The 19,762-nt window shown below is 72.2% G+C and carries 15 protein-coding genes; 6 read left to right on the top strand and 9 right to left on the bottom strand.

Features of this window, described 5'->3' with window-relative positions; translation table 11 throughout:
• Window positions 1-244 precede the first annotated feature (244 nt).
• The 6 genes from ACF1DX_RS23835 to ACF1DX_RS23810 are packed head-to-tail and all read right to left on the bottom strand — an operon-like array spanning window position 245 to window position 7,420.
• On the bottom strand, window positions 245-1,075 hold the full coding sequence (locus ACF1DX_RS23835) for an HpcH/HpaI aldolase/citrate lyase family protein (protein WP_391793144.1): 831 nt from the start codon (window positions 1,073-1,075) through the stop codon (window positions 245-247).
• Entirely contained in the window at window positions 1,072-2,292 is a 1,221-nt protein-coding gene (locus ACF1DX_RS23830) for a CaiB/BaiF CoA transferase family protein (protein WP_391793143.1), read from the bottom strand. Before ACF1DX_RS23830 ends, ACF1DX_RS23835 begins: the two co-directional genes overlap by 4 nt.
• Window positions 2,289-3,899: an ADP-ribosylglycohydrolase family protein gene (locus ACF1DX_RS23825; protein ID WP_391793142.1), complete on the bottom strand. Its 1,611-nt coding sequence runs from the start codon at window positions 3,897-3,899 to the stop codon at window positions 2,289-2,291. The genes ACF1DX_RS23830 and ACF1DX_RS23825 overlap by 4 nt, the downstream gene beginning before the upstream one ends.
• The gene (locus ACF1DX_RS23820; protein ID WP_391793141.1) at window positions 3,887-5,068 is read right to left on the bottom strand and encodes an ADP-ribosylglycohydrolase family protein; all 1,182 of its coding nucleotides are present in this window, start codon (window positions 5,066-5,068) and stop codon (window positions 3,887-3,889) included. Before ACF1DX_RS23820 ends, ACF1DX_RS23825 begins: the two co-directional genes overlap by 13 nt.
• 7 nt (window positions 5,069-5,075) lie before the next feature.
• Window positions 5,076-6,401, bottom strand: coding sequence for an ADP-ribosylglycohydrolase family protein (locus tag ACF1DX_RS23815; protein ID WP_391793140.1), 1,326 nt, complete (start codon window positions 6,399-6,401; stop codon window positions 5,076-5,078).
• Window positions 6,398-7,420, bottom strand: a complete 1,023-nt coding sequence (locus ACF1DX_RS23810) for an ADP-ribosylglycohydrolase family protein (RefSeq protein ID WP_391793139.1) — start codon at window positions 7,418-7,420, stop codon at window positions 6,398-6,400. The genes ACF1DX_RS23815 and ACF1DX_RS23810 overlap by 4 nt, the downstream gene beginning before the upstream one ends.
• A gap of 260 nt (window positions 7,421-7,680) precedes the next feature.
• On the opposite strand from ACF1DX_RS23810, the gene ACF1DX_RS23805 reads away from it, so the two are divergent.
• The 3 genes from ACF1DX_RS23805 (at window position 7,681) to ACF1DX_RS23795 (ending at window position 14,839) form a co-directional block, all read left to right on the top strand.
• A complete protein-coding gene (locus tag ACF1DX_RS23805) occupies window positions 7,681-8,412 on the top strand; it encodes a VIT1/CCC1 transporter family protein (protein ID WP_391793138.1) in 732 nt (243 codons plus the stop codon).
• Window positions 8,413-8,784: 372 nt separating this feature from the next.
• Entirely contained in the window at window positions 8,785-13,383 is a 4,599-nt protein-coding gene (gltB, locus tag ACF1DX_RS23800) for a glutamate synthase large subunit (RefSeq protein ID WP_391793257.1), read from the top strand.
• The gene (locus tag ACF1DX_RS23795) at window positions 13,376-14,839 is read left to right on the top strand and encodes a glutamate synthase subunit beta (protein ID WP_391793137.1); all 1,464 of its coding nucleotides are present in this window, start codon (window positions 13,376-13,378) and stop codon (window positions 14,837-14,839) included. The genes gltB and ACF1DX_RS23795 overlap by 8 nt, the downstream gene beginning before the upstream one ends.
• A 123-nt stretch (window positions 14,840-14,962) precedes the next feature.
• Here ACF1DX_RS23795 and ACF1DX_RS23790 read toward each other — a convergent pair whose 3' ends face one another.
• Both ACF1DX_RS23790 and ACF1DX_RS23785 read right to left on the bottom strand, forming a co-directional pair.
• Window positions 14,963-15,868, bottom strand: a complete 906-nt coding sequence (locus ACF1DX_RS23790) for a chitosanase (RefSeq protein ID WP_391793136.1) — start codon at window positions 15,866-15,868, stop codon at window positions 14,963-14,965.
• Window positions 15,865-16,791 (bottom strand): rhomboid family intramembrane serine protease, encoded by a 927-nt coding sequence (locus ACF1DX_RS23785; protein WP_391793135.1) that lies wholly within the window; start codon window positions 16,789-16,791, stop codon window positions 15,865-15,867. Before ACF1DX_RS23785 ends, ACF1DX_RS23790 begins: the two co-directional genes overlap by 4 nt.
• A gap of 145 nt (window positions 16,792-16,936) precedes the next feature.
• Here ACF1DX_RS23785 and ACF1DX_RS23780 point away from each other — a divergent pair, with 145 nt between their 5' ends.
• Complete coding sequence (locus tag ACF1DX_RS23780) at window positions 16,937-17,662, top strand: vWA domain-containing protein (RefSeq protein ID WP_391793134.1); 726 nt, start codon at window positions 16,937-16,939, stop codon at window positions 17,660-17,662.
• 84 nt (window positions 17,663-17,746) lie between these two features.
• Here the strand turns inward: ACF1DX_RS23780 and ACF1DX_RS23775 are convergent, their stop codons facing one another.
• Window positions 17,747-18,643, bottom strand: coding sequence for a hypothetical protein (locus tag ACF1DX_RS23775; RefSeq protein ID WP_391793133.1), 897 nt, complete (start codon window positions 18,641-18,643; stop codon window positions 17,747-17,749).
• Between the two features lie 80 nt (window positions 18,644-18,723).
• On the opposite strand from ACF1DX_RS23775, the gene ACF1DX_RS23770 reads away from it, so the two are divergent.
• Together ACF1DX_RS23770 and ACF1DX_RS23765 are read left to right on the top strand one after the other, a co-directional pair.
• Window positions 18,724-19,101, top strand: a complete 378-nt coding sequence (locus ACF1DX_RS23770; protein WP_391793132.1) for a chorismate mutase — start codon at window positions 18,724-18,726, stop codon at window positions 19,099-19,101.
• A gap of 111 nt (window positions 19,102-19,212) precedes the next feature.
• Window positions 19,213-19,755, top strand: a complete 543-nt coding sequence (locus ACF1DX_RS23765; RefSeq protein WP_391793131.1) for a two-component system response regulator — start codon at window positions 19,213-19,215, stop codon at window positions 19,753-19,755.
• Window positions 19,756-19,762 lie beyond the last annotated feature (7 nt).

Genomic DNA, 19,762 nt, shown 5'->3' with positions numbered 1-19,762 from the left:
GGTCTGCTGTACGACACTGAGGGCGTCCGGGGTTTTCCGGGCGCCCTCGGCGTGTGTGGGGCGGGGGTGGTTCGCGCAGCCCGGCGCCTACGGGGTGCCTCCTCCGGAGGGGGTACCCCCAGCCCACCCGTGCCGCCCTGGGGGTACCTCCCAGGCCCTTGAGGCACTGGGGGAGGCACGACTGCCCGCGGTGGGTGGCAGGGTTGTCCGCGGTGGGCGGCACGGACTGCCCGCGCGGAATCGGTCAGGTTCTGTGGGCCAGGGACAGGGTTCTCTGGGCTGCGAGTACCACCGCTGTGTCGATGAAGGTGCCGTCGGGGAGGGCCTGGGCGCCCTGGGTCATGGCCGCTGCCTTGACGACCGTTTCCGCCTGTTCGATCTCCTCCTCCGTGGGGAGGTAGGCGCGCTCGATGACCGGGAGTTGGCGGGGGTGGATGGCGGCGCGGCCCAGGAAGCCCAGGGCGCGGCCGTGGGCGCAGGAGGCGGCCAGGCCGTCCAGGTCGCGGATGTCGGGGTGGACGGACTGGGTGGGCGGGGCGAGGCCCGCCGCACGCGCGGCGACGACCACCCGGGAGCGGGACCAGTCGAGGCCCGCGTCGTCGCGTACGCCCAGGTCGGCCCGTAGGTCCGCCTCACCGATGGCGATACCGCGCAGGGACGGGTGGGCGGTGGCCACGGCATGGGCGCGTTCGACGCCGAGGGCCGTCTCCAGGAGGGCGTACAGGGGCAGTGCGCCGCCGTGGGCGGACACGGTGCGCCGGGCGACGCGTACGACGTCGGACGGGGACGACACCTTGGGCAGGCGCAGACCGGACAGGCCGGGGGCGTGCGCGACGGCCGCGAGGTCGGCGCGGCCCCAGGGGCCGGACAGGGCGTTGACGCGGACATGGACCGGGACCGGCTGGGGGTCGCGCAGCAGCTCGGCGGTGGCGGAGCGGGCGTAGGCCTTGCGGTCGGGGGCGACCGCGTCCTCCAGGTCGACCACCACCACGTCGGCGCCGGAGGTGAGCGCCTTCGCCACCACGGGAGGACGGTCGCCGGGGGCGTACAGCCAGGTCAGCGGGAAGCCCGTCACAGGGCGCCCTCCGCGCGGAGCTCCGCGAGGTCGTCGAGCGTGAGGCCCAGCCCGGTCAGGACCTCCTCGGTGTCCGCGCCGTGCGGGCGGCCCGCCCAGCGGATCGCGCCCGGGGTGCCGGAGAGCCGGAAGAGGACGTTCTGCATGCGCAGCGGGCCCAGCTCCGGATCGTCGACCGTGGTGATCGTGTCCAGGGCCTGGTACTGCGGGTCCGCCATGACGTCCCGTACGTCCTGGATGGGGGCGACGGCCGCCTCCGCCTTCTCGAAGGCCGCCAGCACGTCGGTGCGGGTGTGCCGGGCGATCCAGCCGCCGACCGCCTCGTCCAGCACGTCCGCGTGCCGGGCCCGGTCCTCGCCGGTGGCGAACCAGGGCTCGTCGATCAGGTCAGGCCGGCCCACCAGCACCATCACGCGCTCGGCGATCGACTGGGCCGAGGTGGAGACGGCGACCCAGGTGCCGTCGGCGGTGCGGTAGGTGCCGCGCGGGGCGTTGTTCTGGGAGCGGTTGCCGGTACGGGGCTGGACGTGGCCGAGCTGGTCGTACCAGGTGGGCTGGGGGCCGAGCGCGGTGAGGATCGGCTCGATCAGCGCCATGTCGACGACCTGGCCCTCTCCCGTGCGGTCCCGGCCGGCGAGCGCGGTCATGACGGCGTACGCCGTGGTCAGGCCCGCGATGGAGTCCGCCAGGCCGAACGGGGGGAGGGTGGGCGGTGCGTCCGGTTCGCCGGTGATCGCGGCGAAGCCACTCATCGCCTCGGCGAGGGTGCCGAAGCCGGGACGGTGCGCGTACGGGCCGAACTGGCCGAAGCCGGTGACCCGGACCAGGATCAGCCGGGGGTTGACGGCGGACAGCTCGGGCCAGCCCAGGTCCCACTTCTCCAGGGTGCCGGGGCGGAAGTTCTCGATGATCACGTCGGCGGTCCCGGCGAGGCGCAGCAGGGTGGCCTGTCCGCCGCGCGTGGACAGGTCGAGGGTGATGGTGCGCTTGTTGCGGCCGAGCATCTTCCACCACAGGCCGATGCCGTTCTTCGACGGGCCGTGGCCGCGGGAGGGGTCCGGTTTCCTCGGGTGCTCGACCTTGACGACCTCCGCGCCGAAGTCGCCGAGCAGGGTCGCGGCGAGGGGGCCGGCGAAGAGGGTGGCGAGGTCCAGGACGCGCAGTCCGGTCAGCGGGGGGCCGGTCGGGGCGGGGGCGGGGTCGTCGTACGGCGTCATGGGCGGGTGGCCTCCAAGTGGGTCAGACGGGCCAGGGTGTCGAAGCCGGTGCCGTGGAAGTCGCCGACGGAGGTGGCCAGGCGGTTCTTCAGCGGGGCCGTCCAGCGTTCGGGGAGGGCGCGGCGCGAACCGGCGAGAAGAGCGGCGATGCTGCCGGCCGTCGCGCCGTTGGAGTCGGTGTCCCAGCCGCCGGACACCGCGCGGCAGATCGAGCCGGTGAAGTCGCCGTCGGCGTGGGTGAGGGCGGCGGCGATCAGGGCGGTGTTGGGGACGGCGTGCACCCAGTGGTGGGTGGCGGCGTAGGCGCCGTGCAGGAGATCGACGACGGTGTCGAAGTCGGTGTGTTCGTGCGCGAGCCGAATGGCCTGGTGGACGGCCCGGGCGAGGCGGGAGCGGGGCGGGACGACGGTGAGGCCGGCGCGCAGACAGGCGTGGACGTCGTGGTCTCCGGTGGCGGCGGTGGCGATGACGGCCGCCGTGAACATCGCCGCGTAGACGCCGTTGGCGGTGTGGGTGAGGGTGGCGTCGCGGTGGGCCTGCTCGGCGGCGGCGGCCGGGTCGCCGGGGTTGGTCCAGCCGTGCACGTCGGCGCGGATCAGGGCGCCGATCCACTCGCGGAAGGGGTTGTGGTGGCGGGCGGTCAGTGGCGGTTCCAGGCCGCTGAGGAGGTTGCGGTAGGCGACGCGTTCGGCGGTGAAGGTGCGGCCGGCGGGGAGTTCGTCCAGCCAGACGCGGGCCACGTCGGTGGGGGTGAAGGCGCGGCCGTGGCGTTGGAGGACGAGGAGGTTCAGGAGGGGGTAGTTGAGGTCGTCGTCCTCGGGCATGCCGTCGATGTTCTCGGCGAGGGAGGTCGTCGCGGAGCGGCGGTTCCAGGGGTACCTGGTCAGGAGGTCCTCGGGGACGCCGTGGGCGGTGAAGTAGGTGGTCAGGGGCCAGTTGCCGGTGGCTCGGGCGAGTTGGCGGATGCCGGTGAGGGGGAGTTTCTCCACCGGTTTGCCCAGGAGGCAGCCGGCTGCTCTGCCGAGCCAGGCGGCTTCCAGGTGCGCGGGGTGTGCTGATCGGGGGGTGGTCGCGCGGCCCGGCGTTTGCGGGGTGCCTCCCCCAGTGCCTGAACGACCTGGGAGGTGCCCCCATCGCCCGCCCTCCCCCGCTCTCGGCTCCTCCCCCGCTCTCGGCTCCTCCCCCACTCTCGGCTTCGCTCGAGCGGGGGGACCCCCATGAGCGGGGGGACCCCCATGAGCGGGGGGACCCCCGTCGCCCCTGGGGGTACCTCCCAGGCCCTTAAGGCACTGGGGGAGGCACGACTGCCCGCGGGAACGCCCCAGCGGCCAGTCGGGGCACAGGGACTTGATTCTGGTCAGGTCGGTCGGTTCGTCGTCCGCCAAGACGCTGGGAAGATCGGCGAGTTCGTCCAGGAGGTCGGTGGCCAGGAGACGGAGGTAGGGGGAGGCCGGTCTGGGGGACGCACCCGCGTGGGCCGGGGCCTCGGGGCCGCCCGCCGCGTGCCAGCGGGCGGCGACGGCGGAGGGTTCGCGGCCGTCCTGGGACGCCTGGCGCAGCTCGTGGCCGATCAGGTCCTCCGGCTGGACCCAGGTCAGTCGGAGCATCCGGGGCCTCCCAGGTCCGCGAACGCCCGCTCGTGGGCACGGCGGCGCTGGACGTCGCGTACGAAGATCTCGCGCGTCACGGCGGTGAGGGTGGCCGCCGGTTCCCACAGGTCGAGGCGGCTGGCCTCCGCCACCGTCTTGGCCCAGCCCTCGGGAACCGGTGAGCCGAGCGCGCCGGCCACCGCGCCGGCCATCGTGGCGATGGAGTCGCAGTCGCGGCCGTAGTTCACCGCGCCGAGGACCGCGTGGTGGAAGTCGCCGCCGGCCACCACCAGCATGCCGAGTGCCACCGGGAGCTCCTCGACGGCGTGCAGCCGCGACGGGCGGCGGGCGCCCAGGGAGGGGGAGCGGTAGTCGGGGCCGACCGTGTCGTACGGCGCCACCGCCTCCCGCAGCGGACCCAGCGCCGACTCGAAGTCCGTGTACCGCGAGGCGACGTCGCAGACCTTCTCGATCGCCGCCCGCGTGCCGTCCTTCGCCGACGACAGACACGCGGCGACCACCGAGTCCGCCGTCGCGCCCGGCGCGCACGCCGCCGCCACGGCCGCCGCGAAGACACCGGCCGCCTCCCTGCCGTACGACGACTGGTGCGCGCCCGCGACATCCAGCGCCTCGGCGTAGGCGGCGGCCGGGTGGGCGGCGTTGACCAGGCCGACCGGGGCCATGTACATCGCGGCACCGCAGTTGACGATGTTGCCGGTGCCGGCCTCGCGCGGGTCGACGTGGCCGTAGTGCAGGCGGGCCACGAGCCACTTCTCGGCGAGGAAGATCCGCTGCAGCGGGAGCGCCTCCGCCTCCAGCTCCGGGATCCAGCGCGGGTTCGTCATCAGGTCCGGGACCAGGTGGTCGGCGACGGCGTAGGCGTCCAGGTGGTCGCGGACCGTCGCGTACACCCGGATCAGCGCGTGCGTCATCAGGGTGTCGTCGGTGACGTGGCCGTCGCCCTTGTGGTACGGCGCGATGGGGCGGGCGGTGCGCCACGCGTCGCCGTTCCACGGGCCGACGACGCCGTGCACGCGCCCGCCGTGGCGCTCGACGATCTGTTCGGGGGAGTACCCCTCGACCGGCCCGCCGAGGGCGTCGCCGACGGCCGCTCCGACGAGGGCACCGGTGATCCGCTCGTCCAGGGGCGGGCCCTGGTCACTCTTTTCCGCCTTTTCGCGCGTCATGACCGAATCATCCCCCCGTCGGGGCCGGTTGTGCGGCTTCCAGGAGTCCGGCGAGTTCCACCAGGTCCGTGCCGGTGAGCCGGGGGAGTACGCAGCCGGAGAGGGTGCGGCAGCTCTCCCGCCACGTCCCCGGGATCGCGGCCCCGCCGCCCAGCGCGCCGGTGAGGGCGCCGACGAGCGCCGGGGCGGAGTCCGCGACCCGGGACAGACAGGCCGCCGCGGGGACCGCCTCCGCGATCCGGCCGTGGGCGGCGGTGGCGAGGGCGAGGGCGACGGGGACGGTCTCGGCGGCGGCGACGCCGTAGCTGTAGACGTGGTCGACGATCTGGTGCTCCAGCGGTGGTACGAGGGCGAAGGCGCTGTCGGCGTCCGCCGCGAGCTTCAGGGCGTACCGGGCGTTGCGGCCGATCTCCGTGTCCTCGGGCAGTTCGGCGCAGGCCGCCGCCACACAGGTGTGCGGGTCCGCGCCGGTGAGGGCCAGGGAGACGGCGGCGGCCATGGCGCGGGCGCCGTGCACGCCGTCGCCGTCCTGGGTGTAGCGGGCGTCGAACTCCGCGAGGTCGGCGGCGGCCCGTGGGTCGCCCGGGTGGGCCACGGCCAGCACGCAGGCGCGTACGCAGGCGGCGTCGTCGAAGTAGTGGGGATTGTCGTGGCCGGTGGCGGGTGGGCGCAGGCCGGTGGCGAGGTTTCCGAGGCCGGCCCGGACGGAGATGCGGGCGCGCAGGGGGAGTACGGCGGACTCCGTCTCGGGGGCGCGGTCCGCCGCCGCGGCGATCTCGCCGGCGACGGTGTTCCAGGTCAGGTCGATCGCCGCGCGGGTGCGGCGTTCCCGGCTCAGGTCGCCGAAGGCGGTGTCGTCTCCGGCGCGGAGGACGGCTTCCGCGGCGAAGGCCGCCCATTCGGCGTCGTCGGAGGGGCCCAGGCGCAGGGGTTCGGAGGGCTGGTTGAGGGCGATGGGGACGGGGAGGGTGGTCGTCGCGTTCTGCTCCGCGAAGGTGTCCAGTTCGCGGGTGAGGCGTCTGGTCCACTCGGGCATCCGTGCCGCCCGGTGGCGGGCGGCGGGCCAGCCGGCGGCGTCGCCTGCGGCGAGGCCGAGGAGGAGGCCCTCGATTCTCGCCCGCGGCGCGGTTTCGACGGCCTCGGTCTGTGCCTGCGGCGGTCGGGTGGGGCTTTCGGCCTCGGCTCCGCCTTCGGCCCGGATGTTCCCGCCCGCACCACCCGTGCGGCATTCGTCGTCGGGTGCGGGTGGCCCCTGTGGGGTCGTCTCGCCGTCGGCGGCCGCGGGTGGGGTGCTCTCCGTGGTGGCGGGTTGTGTCTCGGTCAGAGGGATCATCTGGGCGCCTCCGGCGTCAGCAGGTCCGCGATGTCCAGGATGTGGTGGCCCGCCATGGTCGGGAGGCAGGTGCCGCGGGCCGGGGTGATGGCGGACGACCAGGCCGGCGGGATCGCCGCGGCGCCCCGGGTCGCGCCCGCCAGGGCGCCGGCCACCGCCGCCGTGGTGTCCGCGTCGCGGCCCATGTTGACGGCCGTCAGCACCGCCTGTTCGAAGTCGCCGTCGGCCGCCGCGTACGCGCCGAAGGCGAGGGCGACTGCCTCGGGGGCCAGGTCCGTCCACGGGTAGCCGCCGATCACCACCGCCGCGCGGACCGCGCGTTCGCCCAGGTGGGCGGCGGTCACGGCACGGCGCAGTGAGCGGGCGGTCCAGGAGTCGTCCGGTACGACCGCCAGGGCCGAGGCCACGACCGCGACCACCGGCGCCCCGGCCATCGCCGCCGCGACACCCGCCGCGACCGCCTGGCCGCCGTAGATGCCCTCGCCGTCGTGGCTGACCGAACCGTCGATCGCCGCCAGCCGGGCCGCCTCGTCGGGACGGCCGGCCGCGAACACCCCGTGGGGCGCCGCCCGCATCGCCAGCCCGTCGCTCCAGGCGTGCCGGTGCTGGGCGGAGATCGGCGCCGCCAGCCCCCGGCGCAGGTTCTCCAGCGTGCCGCGCTCGCTGAAGCCGGCGCCCCGGAAAGGGCCCTCCGCGCGGTCCGCGATCCACTCGTGCCAGGCCGCCTCGACGTGCGCCGGGGTGAGCGCGGAGCCGTGCCGGGCCAGCAGCAGACCGGAGAAGATCGCGTACTCGGTGTCGTCCGTGCCCGCCGGGTGCTCCGTCACGTACCCCGTGATGCGGCCCCACCGCGCGCGGATCTCGGAGGGCTTCATGTTCTCGGCCGGGGCGCCCAGCGCGTCGCCGACGGCCAGGCCGAGCAGCGCGCCGCGTGCCCGCTCACGGCGCCCGAGGGTGTCCCCGGGCACCGGGCCGGCCGAAACAGCCGGGACAGAGGGGATGCGGGCGGTCGATGCCATACGCGGCTCTCCTCTCAGGTGCGCCCCGAGAGGCGCGGAGCCCTTTGCGCATCTGTCCCCGGCTCGGTGCCCGGCGCAGCCTCACCGGCCCCAGCGTCACCCGGTCGACATCTGCGCACCCATCCACGCAAACGAGCGAAACATGCAAAACCGCAGGTTAGTCCAGCCTTTCCTTGCTGGCGGGACGGAATGAGGAGGCGTACGTTGGGTGTTGTCGAAGAATGGAACTTGTCCAAAGAGGAACTGTGGGGGACACAGGCATGGCCATCATCGAGACCGAGGCGACGCTGCACGAGGCGCACCGCGACAACCACACGCACCGGGACGTGAACGGCGGCTGGCTGCGCCCCGCGGTCTTCGGCGCGATGGACGGACTGGTCTCCAACCTCGCCCTGATGACCGGTGTCGCCGGAGGAGCGGTCGGTCAGCAGACCGTCGTGCTCACCGGCCTCGCCGGCCTGGCAGCCGGCGCCTTCTCCATGGCGGCCGGCGAGTACACCTCCGTCGCCTCCCAGCGCGAGCTGGTCGAGGCCGAACTCGACGTCGAGCGGCGTGAGCTGCGCAAGCACCCCAAGGACGAGGAGGCCGAGCTCGCCGCGCTCTACGAGTCGCGCGGTGTCGAGCCCGGGCTGGCCCGCGAGGTCGCCCGGCAGCTCTCCCGGGACCCCGAGCAGGCGCTGGAGATCCACGCCCGCGAGGAACTCGGCATCGACCCCTCCGACCTGCCCTCGCCCACCGTCGCCGCCGTGTCCAGCTTCGGCTCCTTCGCGCTGGGCGCCCTGCTGCCCGTACTGCCGTATCTGCTCGGCGCGAGCAGCCTGTGGCCCGCCGTGCTGCTGGCGCTGCTCGGGCTCTTCCTGTGCGGTGCGGTGGTGGCCAGGGTGACGGCGCGGACCTGGTGGTACAGCGGCCTGCGGCAGCTCGCCCTCGGTGGCGCGGCGGCCGGTGTGACGTACGCCCTGGGCACACTGTTCGGAACGGCCGTAGGATAATGCGACTCGCACTTATGCGTTGGGCCGCATAAGTAGTCGTAACGTGCTGGTTTCGGTCGCATGGCCACTGGGCATGAGCCGTAAGCGCTGTGGGCAAAGAGGCCGACGGCGTGCCCCGCGGGTCGGGCGAAGGAGCCTTTTCCCGCCATCGGACCGCGATGGACATCGATCTGTCCGACCAGTCCCCATGGCTTCCACCACCAGGCGCGGAACCTCACCGCGACCCATGTGGTGTCCGCATGCTGGAACGGATTATCCCGGTTTCCGAGAACCGCTCCATCATGTAACCTGCACGAAATTTCGCACCACGCAGAGGGCCAACGTCGTCCCTCGGCACCTTGCACATGCCACATGACGACGACGGGAGAGCCGATGCGTACGCCGCGCCAGCCGTCCCAGCATTCCACGAACGACCGTCTGAACTGGTCTTTCATGGATGCTCGCCCTGCTGCGCAGGGTATGTACGACCCCCGCAACGAGCACGACGCCTGCGGCGTCGGCTTCGTCGCCACCCTCACCGGCGAGGCGTCCCACACCCTGGTGGACCAGGCCCTCACGGTCCTGCGCAACCTCGAACACCGCGGTGCCACCGGTTCCGAGCCGGACTCCGGCGACGGCGCCGGAATCCTCTCCCAGGTCCCGGACACCTTCTTCCGCGAGGTGGCCGGATTCGACCTGCCCGAGGCCGGCGGCTACGCCGTCGGCATCGCCTTCCTCCCGGAGGACGGCGCCGACGCCGCCGTCGCCCGCATCGAGGAGATCGCCGCCGACGAGGGCCTGACCGTCCTCGGCTGGCGCGAGGTGCCGGTCGCGCCCGAACTGCTCGGTGCCACCGCCCGCTCGACGATGCCGCTCTTCCGGCAGATCTTCGTCACCGCCGGTGAACTCAAGGGCATCGACCTCGACCGCAAGGCGTTCGTCCTGCGCAAGCGCGCCGAGCGCGAGGTGGGCATCTACTTCCCGTCGCTCTCCGCGCGGACCATCGTCTACAAGGGCATGCTGACCACCGGCCAGCTCGAGCCCTTCTTCCCGGACCTGTCCGACCGCCGCTTCGGCTCCGCGATCGCGCTGGTGCACTCCCGGTTCTCCACGAACACCTTCCCGTCGTGGCCGCTCGCACACCCGTACCGCTTCGTCGCGCACAACGGTGAGATCAACACCGTCAAGGGCAACCGCAACTGGATGCGCGCCCGCGAGTCCCAGCTCGTCTCCGACCTGTTCGGCACCGGCAAGGAACTCGAGCGCGTCTTCCCGGTCTGTACGCCCGACGCCTCGGACTCCGCCTCCTTCGACGAGGTCCTCGAACTGCTGCACCTGGGCGGGCGTTCGCTGCCGCACTCCGTGCTGATGATGATCCCGGAGGCGTGGGAGAACCACGACTCCATGGACCCGGCCCGGCGCGCCTTCTACCAGTACCACTCCACGATGATGGAGCCCTGGGACGGCCCCGCCTGCGTCACCTTCACCGACGGCACCCAGGTCGGCGCCGTACTCGACCGCAACGGCCTGCGCCCCGGCCGCTACTGGGTCACCGACGACGGTCTGGTCGTCCTCGGCTCCGAGGTCGGCGTCCTCGACATCGACCCGGCGAAGGTCGTCCGCAAGGGCCGCCTCCAGCCCGGCCGGATGTTCCTGGTGGACACCGCCGAGCACCGCATCATCGAGGACGACGAGATCAAGGACGGGCTCGCCGCCGAGCACCCCTACGCCGAGTGGCTCGAGGCCGGCGAGATCGAGCTGCCCGACCTGCCCGAGCGCGAGCACATCGTGCACACCCACGCCTCGGTCACCCGCCGCCAGCAGACCTTCGGCTACACCGAGGAGGAGCTGCGGGTCCTGATCGCGCCGATGGCCAAGGCCGGCGCCGAGCCGATCGGCTCGATGGGCACCGACTCGCCCATCGCCGCGCTGAGCGAGCGCCCGCGCCTGCTCTTCGACTACTTCACCCAGCTCTTCGCCCAGGTCACCAACCCGCCGCTGGACGCGATCCGCGAGGAACTGGTCACCTCCCTGCGCTCCCCGCTGGGCCCGTCGGGCAACCTGCTGGAGCCGACCGCGGCCTCCTGCCGCAGCGTCGTCCTGCCCTTCCCGGTGATCGACAACGACGAGCTGGCCAAGCTCATCCACATCAACGCCGACGGCGACATGCCCGGCTTCAAGGCCGCGACCCTCTCCGGCCTGTACCGGGTCTCCGGCGGCGGTGACGCGCTCGCGACACGCATCGAGGACATCTGCGCCGAGGCCGACGCCGCCATAGAGAACGGCGCCCGCCTCATCGTCCTGTCCGACCGGCACTCCGACGCCGAGCACGCGCCGATCCCGTCGCTGCTGCTCACCGCGGCCGTCCACCACCACCTCATCCGCACCAAGCAGCGCACCCAGGTGGGCCTGCTGGTCGAGGCCGGTGACGTCCGCGAGGTCCACCACGTCGCCCTGCTCATCGGCTACGGCGCCGCCGCCGTCAACCCGTACCTGGCGATGGAGTCCGTCGAGGACCTGGTCCGCGCGGGCACCTTCCTGCCGGGCATCGAGCCCGAGAAGGCCATCCGCAACCTGATCTACGCCCTCGGCAAGGGCGTCCTGAAGGTCATGTCCAAGATGGGCATCTCCACGGTCGCCTCCTACCGCGGCGCCCAGGTCTTCGAGGCCGTCGGCCTCGAGGACGCCTTCGTGGAGAAGTACTTCAACGGCACCGCCACCAAGATCGGCGGCGTCGGCATCGACGTCGTCGCCCAGGAGGTCGCCGCCCGCCACGCCAAGGCCTACCCCGCTTCCGGCATCGCCCCCGCGCACCGCGCGCTGGAGATCGGCGGCGAGTACCAGTGGCGCCGCGAGGGCGAGCCGCACCTGTTCGACCCGGAGACGGTCTTCCGCCTCCAGCACTCCACGCGCTCCGGCCGCTACGACATCTTCAAGAAGTACACCGAGCGGGTGAACGAGCAGTCCGAGCGCCTGATGACGCTCCGCGGCCTGTTCGGCTTCACGTCCGACCGGCAGCCGATCCCGGTCGACGAGGTCGAGCCGGTCTCCGAGATCGTCAAGCGGTTCTCCACCGGCGCCATGTCGTACGGCTCCATCTCCCGCGAGGCGCACGAGACGCTCGCCATCGCCATGAACCAGCTCGGCGGCAAGTCCAACACCGGTGAGGGCGGCGAGGACCCGGAGCGGCTGTACGACCCGGCCCGCCGCTCCTCCATCAAGCAGGTCGCCTCCGGCCGCTTCGGCGTGACCTCCGAGTACCTGGTCAACTCCGACGACATCCAGATCAAGATGGCCCAGGGCGCCAAGCCCGGCGAGGGCGGCCAGCTCCCCGGCCACAAGGTCTACCCGTGGGTGGCGAAGACGCGTCATTCGACGCCGGGCGTGGGCCTCATCTCCCCGCCGCCGCACCACGACATCTACTCCATCGAGGACCTCGCCCAGCTCATCCACGACCTGAAGAACGCCAACCCGAAGGCGCGCATCCACGTCAAGCTGGTCTCCGAGGTCGGCGTCGGCACCGTCGCCGCGGGTGTCTCCAAGGCGCACGCGGACGTGGTGCTGATCTCCGGTCACGACGGCGGTACGGGCGCCTCCCCGCTGACGTCGCTGAAGCACGCCGGCGGCCCCTGGGAGCTCGGCCTCGCCGAGACCCAGCAGACCCTGCTGCTGAACGGCCTGCGCGACCGGATCGTCGTCCAGACCGACGGCCAGCTCAAGACCGGCCGTGACGTGGTCATCGCCGCGCTGCTCGGCGCCGAGGAGTTCGGCTTCGCCACCGCCCCGCTGGTCGTCTCCGGCTGCGTGATGATGCGCGTCTGCCACCTGGACACCTGCCCGGTCGGCATCGCCACCCAGAACCCCGTCCTGCGGGACCGGTTCTCCGGCAAGGCCGAGTACATCGTGAACTTCTTCCGGTTCATCGCCGAGGAGGTCCGTGAGCTCCTCGCCGAGCTGGGCTTCCGCTCCATCGAGGAGGCCGTCGGCCACGCCGAGGTGCTCGACGTGACCCGCGCGGTGAACCACTGGAAGGCGCAGGGCCTGGAGCTGGCCCCGCTGTTCCACGTGCCCGAGCTGCCCGAGGGCGCCGTCCGCCACCAGGTCGTCGCCCAGGACCACGGCCTGGAGAAGGCGCTCGACAACGAGCTGATCAAGCTCGCCGCCGACGCCCTCGCCGCGTCCGGTGCCGAGGACGTCCAGCCGGTGCGCGCCCAGGTCGCCATCCGCAACATCAACCGCACGGTCGGCACCATGCTCGGCCACGAGGTGACGAAGAAGTTCGGCGGTGCGGGCCTGCCCGACGACACCATCGACATCACCTTCACCGGCTCCGCGGGCCAGTCCTTCGGCGCCTTCATTCCGCGCGGTGTCACGCTGCGCCTGGAGGGCGACGCCAACGACTACGTCGGCAAGGGCCTGTCCGGCGGCCGGATCGTGGTCCGCCCGGACCGCGCGGCCGACCACCTCGCCGAGTACTCGACCATCGCGGGCAACACGATCGCGTACGGCGCGACCGGCGGCGAGCTGTTCCTGCGCGGCCGGACCGGTGAGCGGTTCTGCGTCCGCAACTCCGGCGCGACGGTCGTCTCCGAGGGGGTGGGCGACCACGGCTGCGAGTACATGACCGGCGGACACGCGGTCGTCCTCGGCGAGACGGGGCGCAACTTCGCGGCCGGCATGTCCGGCGGCATCGCCTACGTCATCGACCTCGACCGCGACAACGTCAACGCAGGCAACCTGGACGCCGTGGGTCCCCTGGACGACGCCGACAAGCAGTGGCTGCACGACGTCGTCCGCCGCCACCAGGAGGAGACGGGCTCCACCGTCGCCGAGAAGCTGCTCGCCGAGTGGGACACCGCCGTGGAGCGCTTCAGCAAGATCATCCCCAGCACGTACAAGGCAGTGCTCGCCGCCAAGGACGCCGCCGAGCGAGCCGGTCTGACCGAGACCGAGATCACCGAGAAGATGATGGAGGCGGCGATCAATGGCTGACCCGAAGGGCTTTCTGAACCACGGCCGCGAGGTCGCCAGGTCCCGTCCGGTCGAGGAGCGGAAGAAGGACTGGAACGAGGTCTACGTCCCCGGCTCCCTGCTGCCGATCATCAGCAAGCAGGCCAGCCGGTGCATGGACTGCGGCATCCCGTTCTGCCACAACGGCTGTCCGCTGGGGAACCTCATCCCCGAGTGGAACGACTACGCCTACCGCGAGGACTGGGGCGCCGCCTCCGAGCGGCTGCACGCCACCAACAACTTCCCGGAGTTCACCGGCCGCCTGTGCCCGGCTCCGTGCGAGTCGGCGTGCGTGCTCGGCATCAACCAGCCGCCGGTCACCATCAAGAACGTCGAGGTCTCGATCATCGACAAGGCGTGGGAGACCGGCGACGTCGCCCCGCAGATCCCCGAGCGCCTGTCCGGCAAGACCGTCGCGGTCGTCGGCTCCGGCCCCGCGGGCCTGGCCGCCGCCCAGCAGCTCACCCGGGCCGGCCACACGGTCGCGGTGTACGAGCGCGCCGACCGCATCGGCGGCCTGCTGCGCTACGGCATCCCCGAGTTCAAGATGGAGAAGCGGCACATCAACCGCCGTATCGAGCAGATGCGCGCGGAGGGCACCAAGTTCCGCACCGGCGTGGAGATCGGCCGCGACATGCCGGCCACCGCGCTGCGCAAGCGGTACGACGCCGTGGTCCTCGCCGTCGGCGCGACGACCGCCCGCGACCTGCCGGTGCCGGGCCGCGAGCTCAAGGGCATCCACCAGGCCATGGAGTACCTGCCGCTGGCCAACAAGGTGCAGGAGGGCGACTACGTCGCCCCGCCGATCTCGGCCGAGGGCAAGCACGTCGTGGTGATCGGCGGCGGTGACACCGGCGCCGACTGCGTGGGTACCGCCCACCGTCAGGGCGCGGCCTCCGTCACCCAGCTGGAGATCATGCCCCGCCCGAACGAGGAGCGGGACCCGGTCTCCCAGCCGTGGCCGACCTTCCCCATGCTGTACAAGGTCACGTCCGCGCACGAGGAGGGCGGTGAGCGGGTCTACTCCGTCTCCACCACCCACTTCGAGGGCGACGAGGACGGCAACGTCCAGTGGCTGCACCTGAGCGAGGTCGAGTTCGTCGACGGCAGGCTCACCCCGAAGCCGGGCACCGAGCGCAAGATCCCGGCCCAGCTCGTCACCCTCGCCATGGGCTTCACCGGCACCGACCGGGACAACGGCCTGGTCGAGCAGTTCGGCCTGGACCTCGACGAACGCGGTAACATCGCCCGTGACGCCGACTTCCAGACCAACGTGCCGGGTGTGTTCGTCGCCGGTGACGCCGGCCGCGGCCAGTCGCTCATCGTGTGGGCGATCGCGGAGGGCCGCTCGGCCGCCCGCGGCTGCGACCGCTTCCTCACCGGGGCGAGCGAGCTGCCGGCCCCGATCCGCCCGACGGACCGCTCGCTGACGGTCTGACGAGCGGTGCACAAGATGACCTGACGGTCCCTCACATGCGTCCCGTACAACGGCGTACGGAACACCTGGTGGCGCCTGCCCGCCAGTCCCCGACCGGACGACTGGGCAGGCGCCTCCGCATGTTCAGGGGAGCCGGTAGTGGTCCCCGTACATCTCCCACACCAGCGGGGTGTCCAGGCCCAGGTTCCCGGCCTCCAGGAACCGGCGCTGGGCCGTGTCGACGCGGGAGGTGTCGCCGTCCGGGTACCGGGTGAGCATGGCCTCGCGACGGATGTCGAGGAAGGCGTTCAGGTACTTCTTCTCGGAACCGCCCGCGGCGGGCGTCTCCGCCTGCTTCAGGGTGCGCTCGCGCAGGGCGTAGAAGCCGTCCGCGTCGGTGTCGGGGCCGTGGAAGACCATCGCGTCGAAGTAGACGAACTGGCCCAGCGTGCCGAGGCCGTCCAGCTTGGCGAGCCGGACCGCCGGCTCGAAGTAGAGGCGGTCCCGTGCCGCCTCCTGCGCCTTCCGGAAGGCGGGCACCTCCGCCTCCGCCTCCCAGGCGGCCGGGAAGCCGGGGTCCAGGCCCTCGTGGGAGTCCGAGCCGTCGACCTCGCGCAGGGCGGGCAGATAGGACGCCAGCCCGTTGTCCGGGTGGTCCCCGGTGTAGCTCTCGACCAGCATGAGCAGGTCGTGGGTGCCGGTGCAGAAGCCGATGATGCCCGCCGTGTAGCCGCAGCCGTCGCCCTCGTCCTCGACGGCGCCGTAGGTGGTGCGCCAGTCGGTGGTGGAGTGCTCGGCGCTCGCCACCAGCCGCTGGGCCAGCTCCTTCTTCGCGGGGGCGGCCAGCCCGGCCGGCAGACCGGCGATGACCGCGTCGTCCTCGGTCCGCTCCTCCTCGGCCCGGTCCTTGGCGTCCTCACGGGCCGACTGGGCGGTGGCGGCGGGCGGCGCGGACGCCGGGGCGTCCGCCGAGTCCGTCGGCATGACGAAGTACACCCCCGTGACGATCACAGGAACGGCCGCGAGGAGCAGCACACCGGAACGTTTCACTGAGGGATACCTCCACCTGTCAGTTCGGACACCTTGACCACCGCGGCCACCCCCAGCACCACCACCAGCGCCACGCACACTCCCACCTGGACCACCGGCTGCCACCCGTTCCTGGGGGCGTACGCGAACGCCACCGCCACCGTGCCGCCGGCCAGCAGCCCGCCGAGGTGCCCCTCCCAGGACGTGACGAACGCGGAGAGCACCAGCCACAGCAGCAGCCCCGCCATGAACCGGTTGACCCGGCTCATGTCGGCCCCGACACGCCGGGCCATCACGTAGTACGCGGCCCCCACCCCGAAGATCGCGCCGGACGCGCCGACCACGGAGTCCTCGGGCGCGATCAGCAGCACCAGCACCGAACCGCCCAGCGCCGACAGCAGGTACAGGGCGAGGTAGTGCACCCGGCCCAGCATCGGCTCGACCAGCCGGCCCAGGTTCCACAGCGCCAGCATGTTCATCACGACGTGGGCGATCCCGAACGTGCCCTCGGTGGCCGGCAGGTGCAGGAACGCGCCGGTCAGCAACCGGTACCACTCCCCGCCCACCAGCCCCTCCGGACTGAAGCCCGCGGGGTACGGGTCCATCCACAGGAAGTGCCCGCCGTCCGGCCCGGCCAGCCCCGCGCCCACCATCGCGAACCGGTCCACGATCTCCGGCCGCGCCAGCTCAGCCAGGTACACCAGCACATTGAGGACGATCAGTACGTACGTCACGACGGGCACCGCCGAGACCCGGCCGCCCACCAGGGTGCGGGCCTGCCGCATCGACCGCGCGCCCTCCTTCACGCACTCGGGGCACTGGTGGCCCACGGCCGCCTCACGCATGCAGTCCGGGCAGATGTACCGCTCGCAGCGGGTGCAGCGGACGTAGCACTCCACCGTGGGATGGCGGTAGCAGGTGGTGACGGTGGACTCGGAATCCACGGACCGGCTCCTCGGGAGGGACGGGACGGAAGTGAGCCGGTGGGGACGGCGGCGAACAAAATATCGAACGCCAGTGGAATGAGCGAATGATGGGGTGGTGGCGTGCCGTACCCTCGGGGCCAGTTCCGTGACGAGGGGGAGCCATATGGCCGCGATCGGTCTCAGCAGGATCGAGGAGACGGCGCCCGCGCTGGTCAGCCTCTACAAGACCGCCGGGGTGTCCCTCGCCAAGCACGGACTGGACGGGCTGCGCGCCGCGGTCTACCTGGTGGTCGACTATTCCGGCTCGATGAAGCCGTACTACAAGGACGGCAGCGTGCAGGCGCTCGCCGACCGGGTGCTGGGCCTGTCGGCCCACCTCGACGACGACGGCACCGTGCCGGTCGTCTTCTTCTCCACCGACGTCGACGCCGTCACCGACATCGCCCTGGCCGACCACCGGGGCCGGATCGAACGGATCGTCTCCGGCCTCGGCCACATGGGCAGGACCAGCTACCACCTGGCGATGGACGCCGTCATCGACCACTACCTGGACAGCGGCTCCACGGCCCCCGCCCTGGTGATCTTCCAGACCGACGGCGGCCCCATCAACAAACTCGCCGCGGAGAAATACCTCTGCAAGGCCTCCCGCCTCCCCTTGTTCTGGCAGTTCATCGGCTTCGGCGACCCGCACAGCAAACAGTTCGACTACCTGCGAAAGCTGGACGACCTGGCAGTCCCGACGAAGCGCGTGATCGACAACGCCGGCTTCTTCCACGCGGGCGAGAACCCGAACAAGGTCACGGACGCGGACCTCTACGACCGCTTGGTGGGCGAGTTCCCGCATTGGCTGGCGGCAGCACGGTCACAGGGAATCGTGGGGCAGGGGTAGCGCTCCCGCGGGGACGCGGGACCGTACCGATGTGCGGTTGCCGCGTGGACGCGGCCAACCCCCACGCACCCGCACCCGGCACCGCTAGGTGTCACACTCCAGCACCGTCCGGCACAACCCGCACCGCGCCCGCACACGCCCCCGCACCGGCACACGGATCCGCTGGTGACACGTGGGGCACGGAAACGCCACCCGCAGGGAGCCGTGCTCCGCCGGAGTGAAGCTGTACGGAACATCCGGCCGCCCCGCGGACACCCGGTGATCCTGCGCGTGCCGCCGGTCCCGCGCGTACCGCCTGCGGCCGGCCCACCCGGCGGAGACCAGCGGAGGCTGTTGCCCGTCCCGGCGCGCCAGCGCCAGCCCCTCCGTGTACGCCGTATACGCCTGCGCACTGGTGAACCACACCGACGGATCCTCCTCGAACGCCAGCGCCCGCTTCGCCAGCACGTACCCGAACTCCTCCGGAGTGAGATACCCCAGCTTCTGCGACGACGCCCCGTCCTGACGGAACGCGTCCAGCAGCAGCCACCCCGCCCCCAGGTACGTCGCCACCGTGTCCGTCAGGATCTCGTTCTCCCGCGTCCCAGGGAACGACAGGTCCAGCCGGTGCAGGTACACATGCGCCACCTCGTGCGCCAGGGCCGCCCCGATGTCCCGCCGATGCGTCCGGAACCGGTCGTTCAGCTCGACGAAGTACTCCGGCCCGGCCGCCAGCTCCACGTTCGCCGCATGCGTCATCTCACGGAACCCGACGATCAGCCGCGCGTCCGGCAGCCGGTAGTGCCGCACCAGCTCGCGCGCCACCCGCTGCGCCCCCAGATGAAGATCGTCCGTGTCGCAGAACGCCACATCGGCCGGCGCCACGCTCACCGAGAACGTGCGGACCGTGTCGCACGACAGCCGCCGGTACAGCGCGGTGACGGCCGCCCGCACCGTCTCCAGATGCGGATAACCGTGCTCGACCGGCCCGCCGTTCGCCACGTCTCACCCCCGGACGCCCTGAACCCGGTTCCACCTTACGGGCCCGCCCCGGCCGGGGCGGGCCCGTAAGGTGACCCACCATGACCACCAGCAACACCACCACCGACGACGCCGCCCCCGCCGTCCGCGAGGAGCTCGCCCGGCTGCGCGACAGCATCGACAACATCGACGCGGCCGTCGTCCACATGCTCGCCGAACGCTTCAAGTGCACCCAGCAGGTCGGCCGCCTCAAAGCCGAGCACCGGCTGCCGCCCGCCGACCCGGGCCGCGAGGCCCGCCAGATCACCCGGCTGCGCGCCCTCGCCGAGAACGCCAAACTCGACCCGGCCTTCGCGGAGAAGTTCCTGAACTTCATCATCGCCGAGGTGATCCGCCACCACGAACGCATCGCCGAGGACACCGCGGGCGGCGCCACGCCCTCAGCGAACCGCACCACGACACCCTCCCTTGGGGAGTGACAGAACCGCCCGCGCGGAGCATGCTGCCCTGTGCACTCCTTGTCGGCCGGCGAGCACCACCCGCCGGCCCCCGGACAGCCATCCGGTCCCTTGCGAGGAGGGACGCGCCGCATGCCGCCGAACGCCCGCATCCTCATCGTCGACGACCACGAGGACACCCTGTACGCCCTGGAGAGCGCCCTGGCCCCGCTCGGCCACCTGCTGGGCCGGGCCACCAGCGGCGACGAGGCCCTCAAACAGCTGCTGCGCCACAACGTCGGCCTGCTGCTCCTCGACGTCCACCCGCCGGGCACCGGCGGACTCGACGTCGTGCGCTACATGCGCCGCCTGGAACAGACCCAGCTCATCCCCGTCGTCCTGCTCACCGGCTTCACCCGCGACCCCCAGCTCGGCGCCGCCGCGTACGCCCTCGGCGTAGCCGATCTCGTCACCAAACCGGTCGACCCGTGGGCGCTGCGTACCAAGATCCGTCATCTCTACGACGCGCACCAGCGCCGGCTCGCCCTGGAACGCGAGATCCGCGCCCTGCGCGCCCGGCTCGAGGAACGCACCCCCACCCCCGGACATCCCGCCCTGCCCCATCCGCACGCGCACACGCCGCCCGGAGGGCCCGCCGGGGCGCACACCGGGGAGCTCGAACGAGACCGGACATAGGGTGCGT

The organism is Streptomyces sp. NPDC014676 (genome assembly GCF_043084105.1).
Classification (GTDB): domain Bacteria; phylum Actinomycetota; class Actinomycetes; order Streptomycetales; family Streptomycetaceae; genus Streptomyces.
The sequence above is the reverse complement of the archived record's forward strand: the minus strand, read 5'-3'. Positions and strand labels throughout refer to the sequence as shown.

Coding starts and splice junctions, on each gene's coding strand:
- ACF1DX_RS23815 (WP_391793140.1), bottom strand. CDS start 6,401: ATGATCCCTCTGACCGAGACACAACCCGCCACCACGGAGAGCACCCCA.
- ACF1DX_RS23780 (WP_391793134.1), top strand. CDS start 16,937: ATGGCCGCGATCGGTCTCAGCAGGATCGAGGAGACGGCGCCCGCGCTG.
- ACF1DX_RS23820 (WP_391793141.1), bottom strand. CDS start 5,068: ATGACGCGCGAAAAGGCGGAAAAGAGTGACCAGGGCCCGCCCCTGGAC.
- ACF1DX_RS23810 (WP_391793139.1), bottom strand. CDS start 7,420: ATGGCATCGACCGCCCGCATCCCCTCTGTCCCGGCTGTTTCGGCCGGC.
- ACF1DX_RS23795 (WP_391793137.1), top strand. CDS start 13,376: ATGGCTGACCCGAAGGGCTTTCTGAACCACGGCCGCGAGGTCGCCAGG.
- ACF1DX_RS23830 (WP_391793143.1), bottom strand. CDS start 2,292: ATGACGCCGTACGACGACCCCGCCCCCGCCCCGACCGGCCCCCCGCTG.
- ACF1DX_RS23805 (WP_391793138.1), top strand. CDS start 7,681: ATGGCCATCATCGAGACCGAGGCGACGCTGCACGAGGCGCACCGCGAC.
- gltB (WP_391793257.1), top strand. CDS start 8,785: ATGCGTACGCCGCGCCAGCCGTCCCAGCATTCCACGAACGACCGTCTG.
- ACF1DX_RS23770 (WP_391793132.1), top strand. CDS start 18,724: ATGACCACCAGCAACACCACCACCGACGACGCCGCCCCCGCCGTCCGC.
- ACF1DX_RS23825 (WP_391793142.1), bottom strand. CDS start 3,899: ATGCTCCGACTGACCTGGGTCCAGCCGGAGGACCTGATCGGCCACGAG.
- ACF1DX_RS23765 (WP_391793131.1), top strand. CDS start 19,213: ATGCCGCCGAACGCCCGCATCCTCATCGTCGACGACCACGAGGACACC.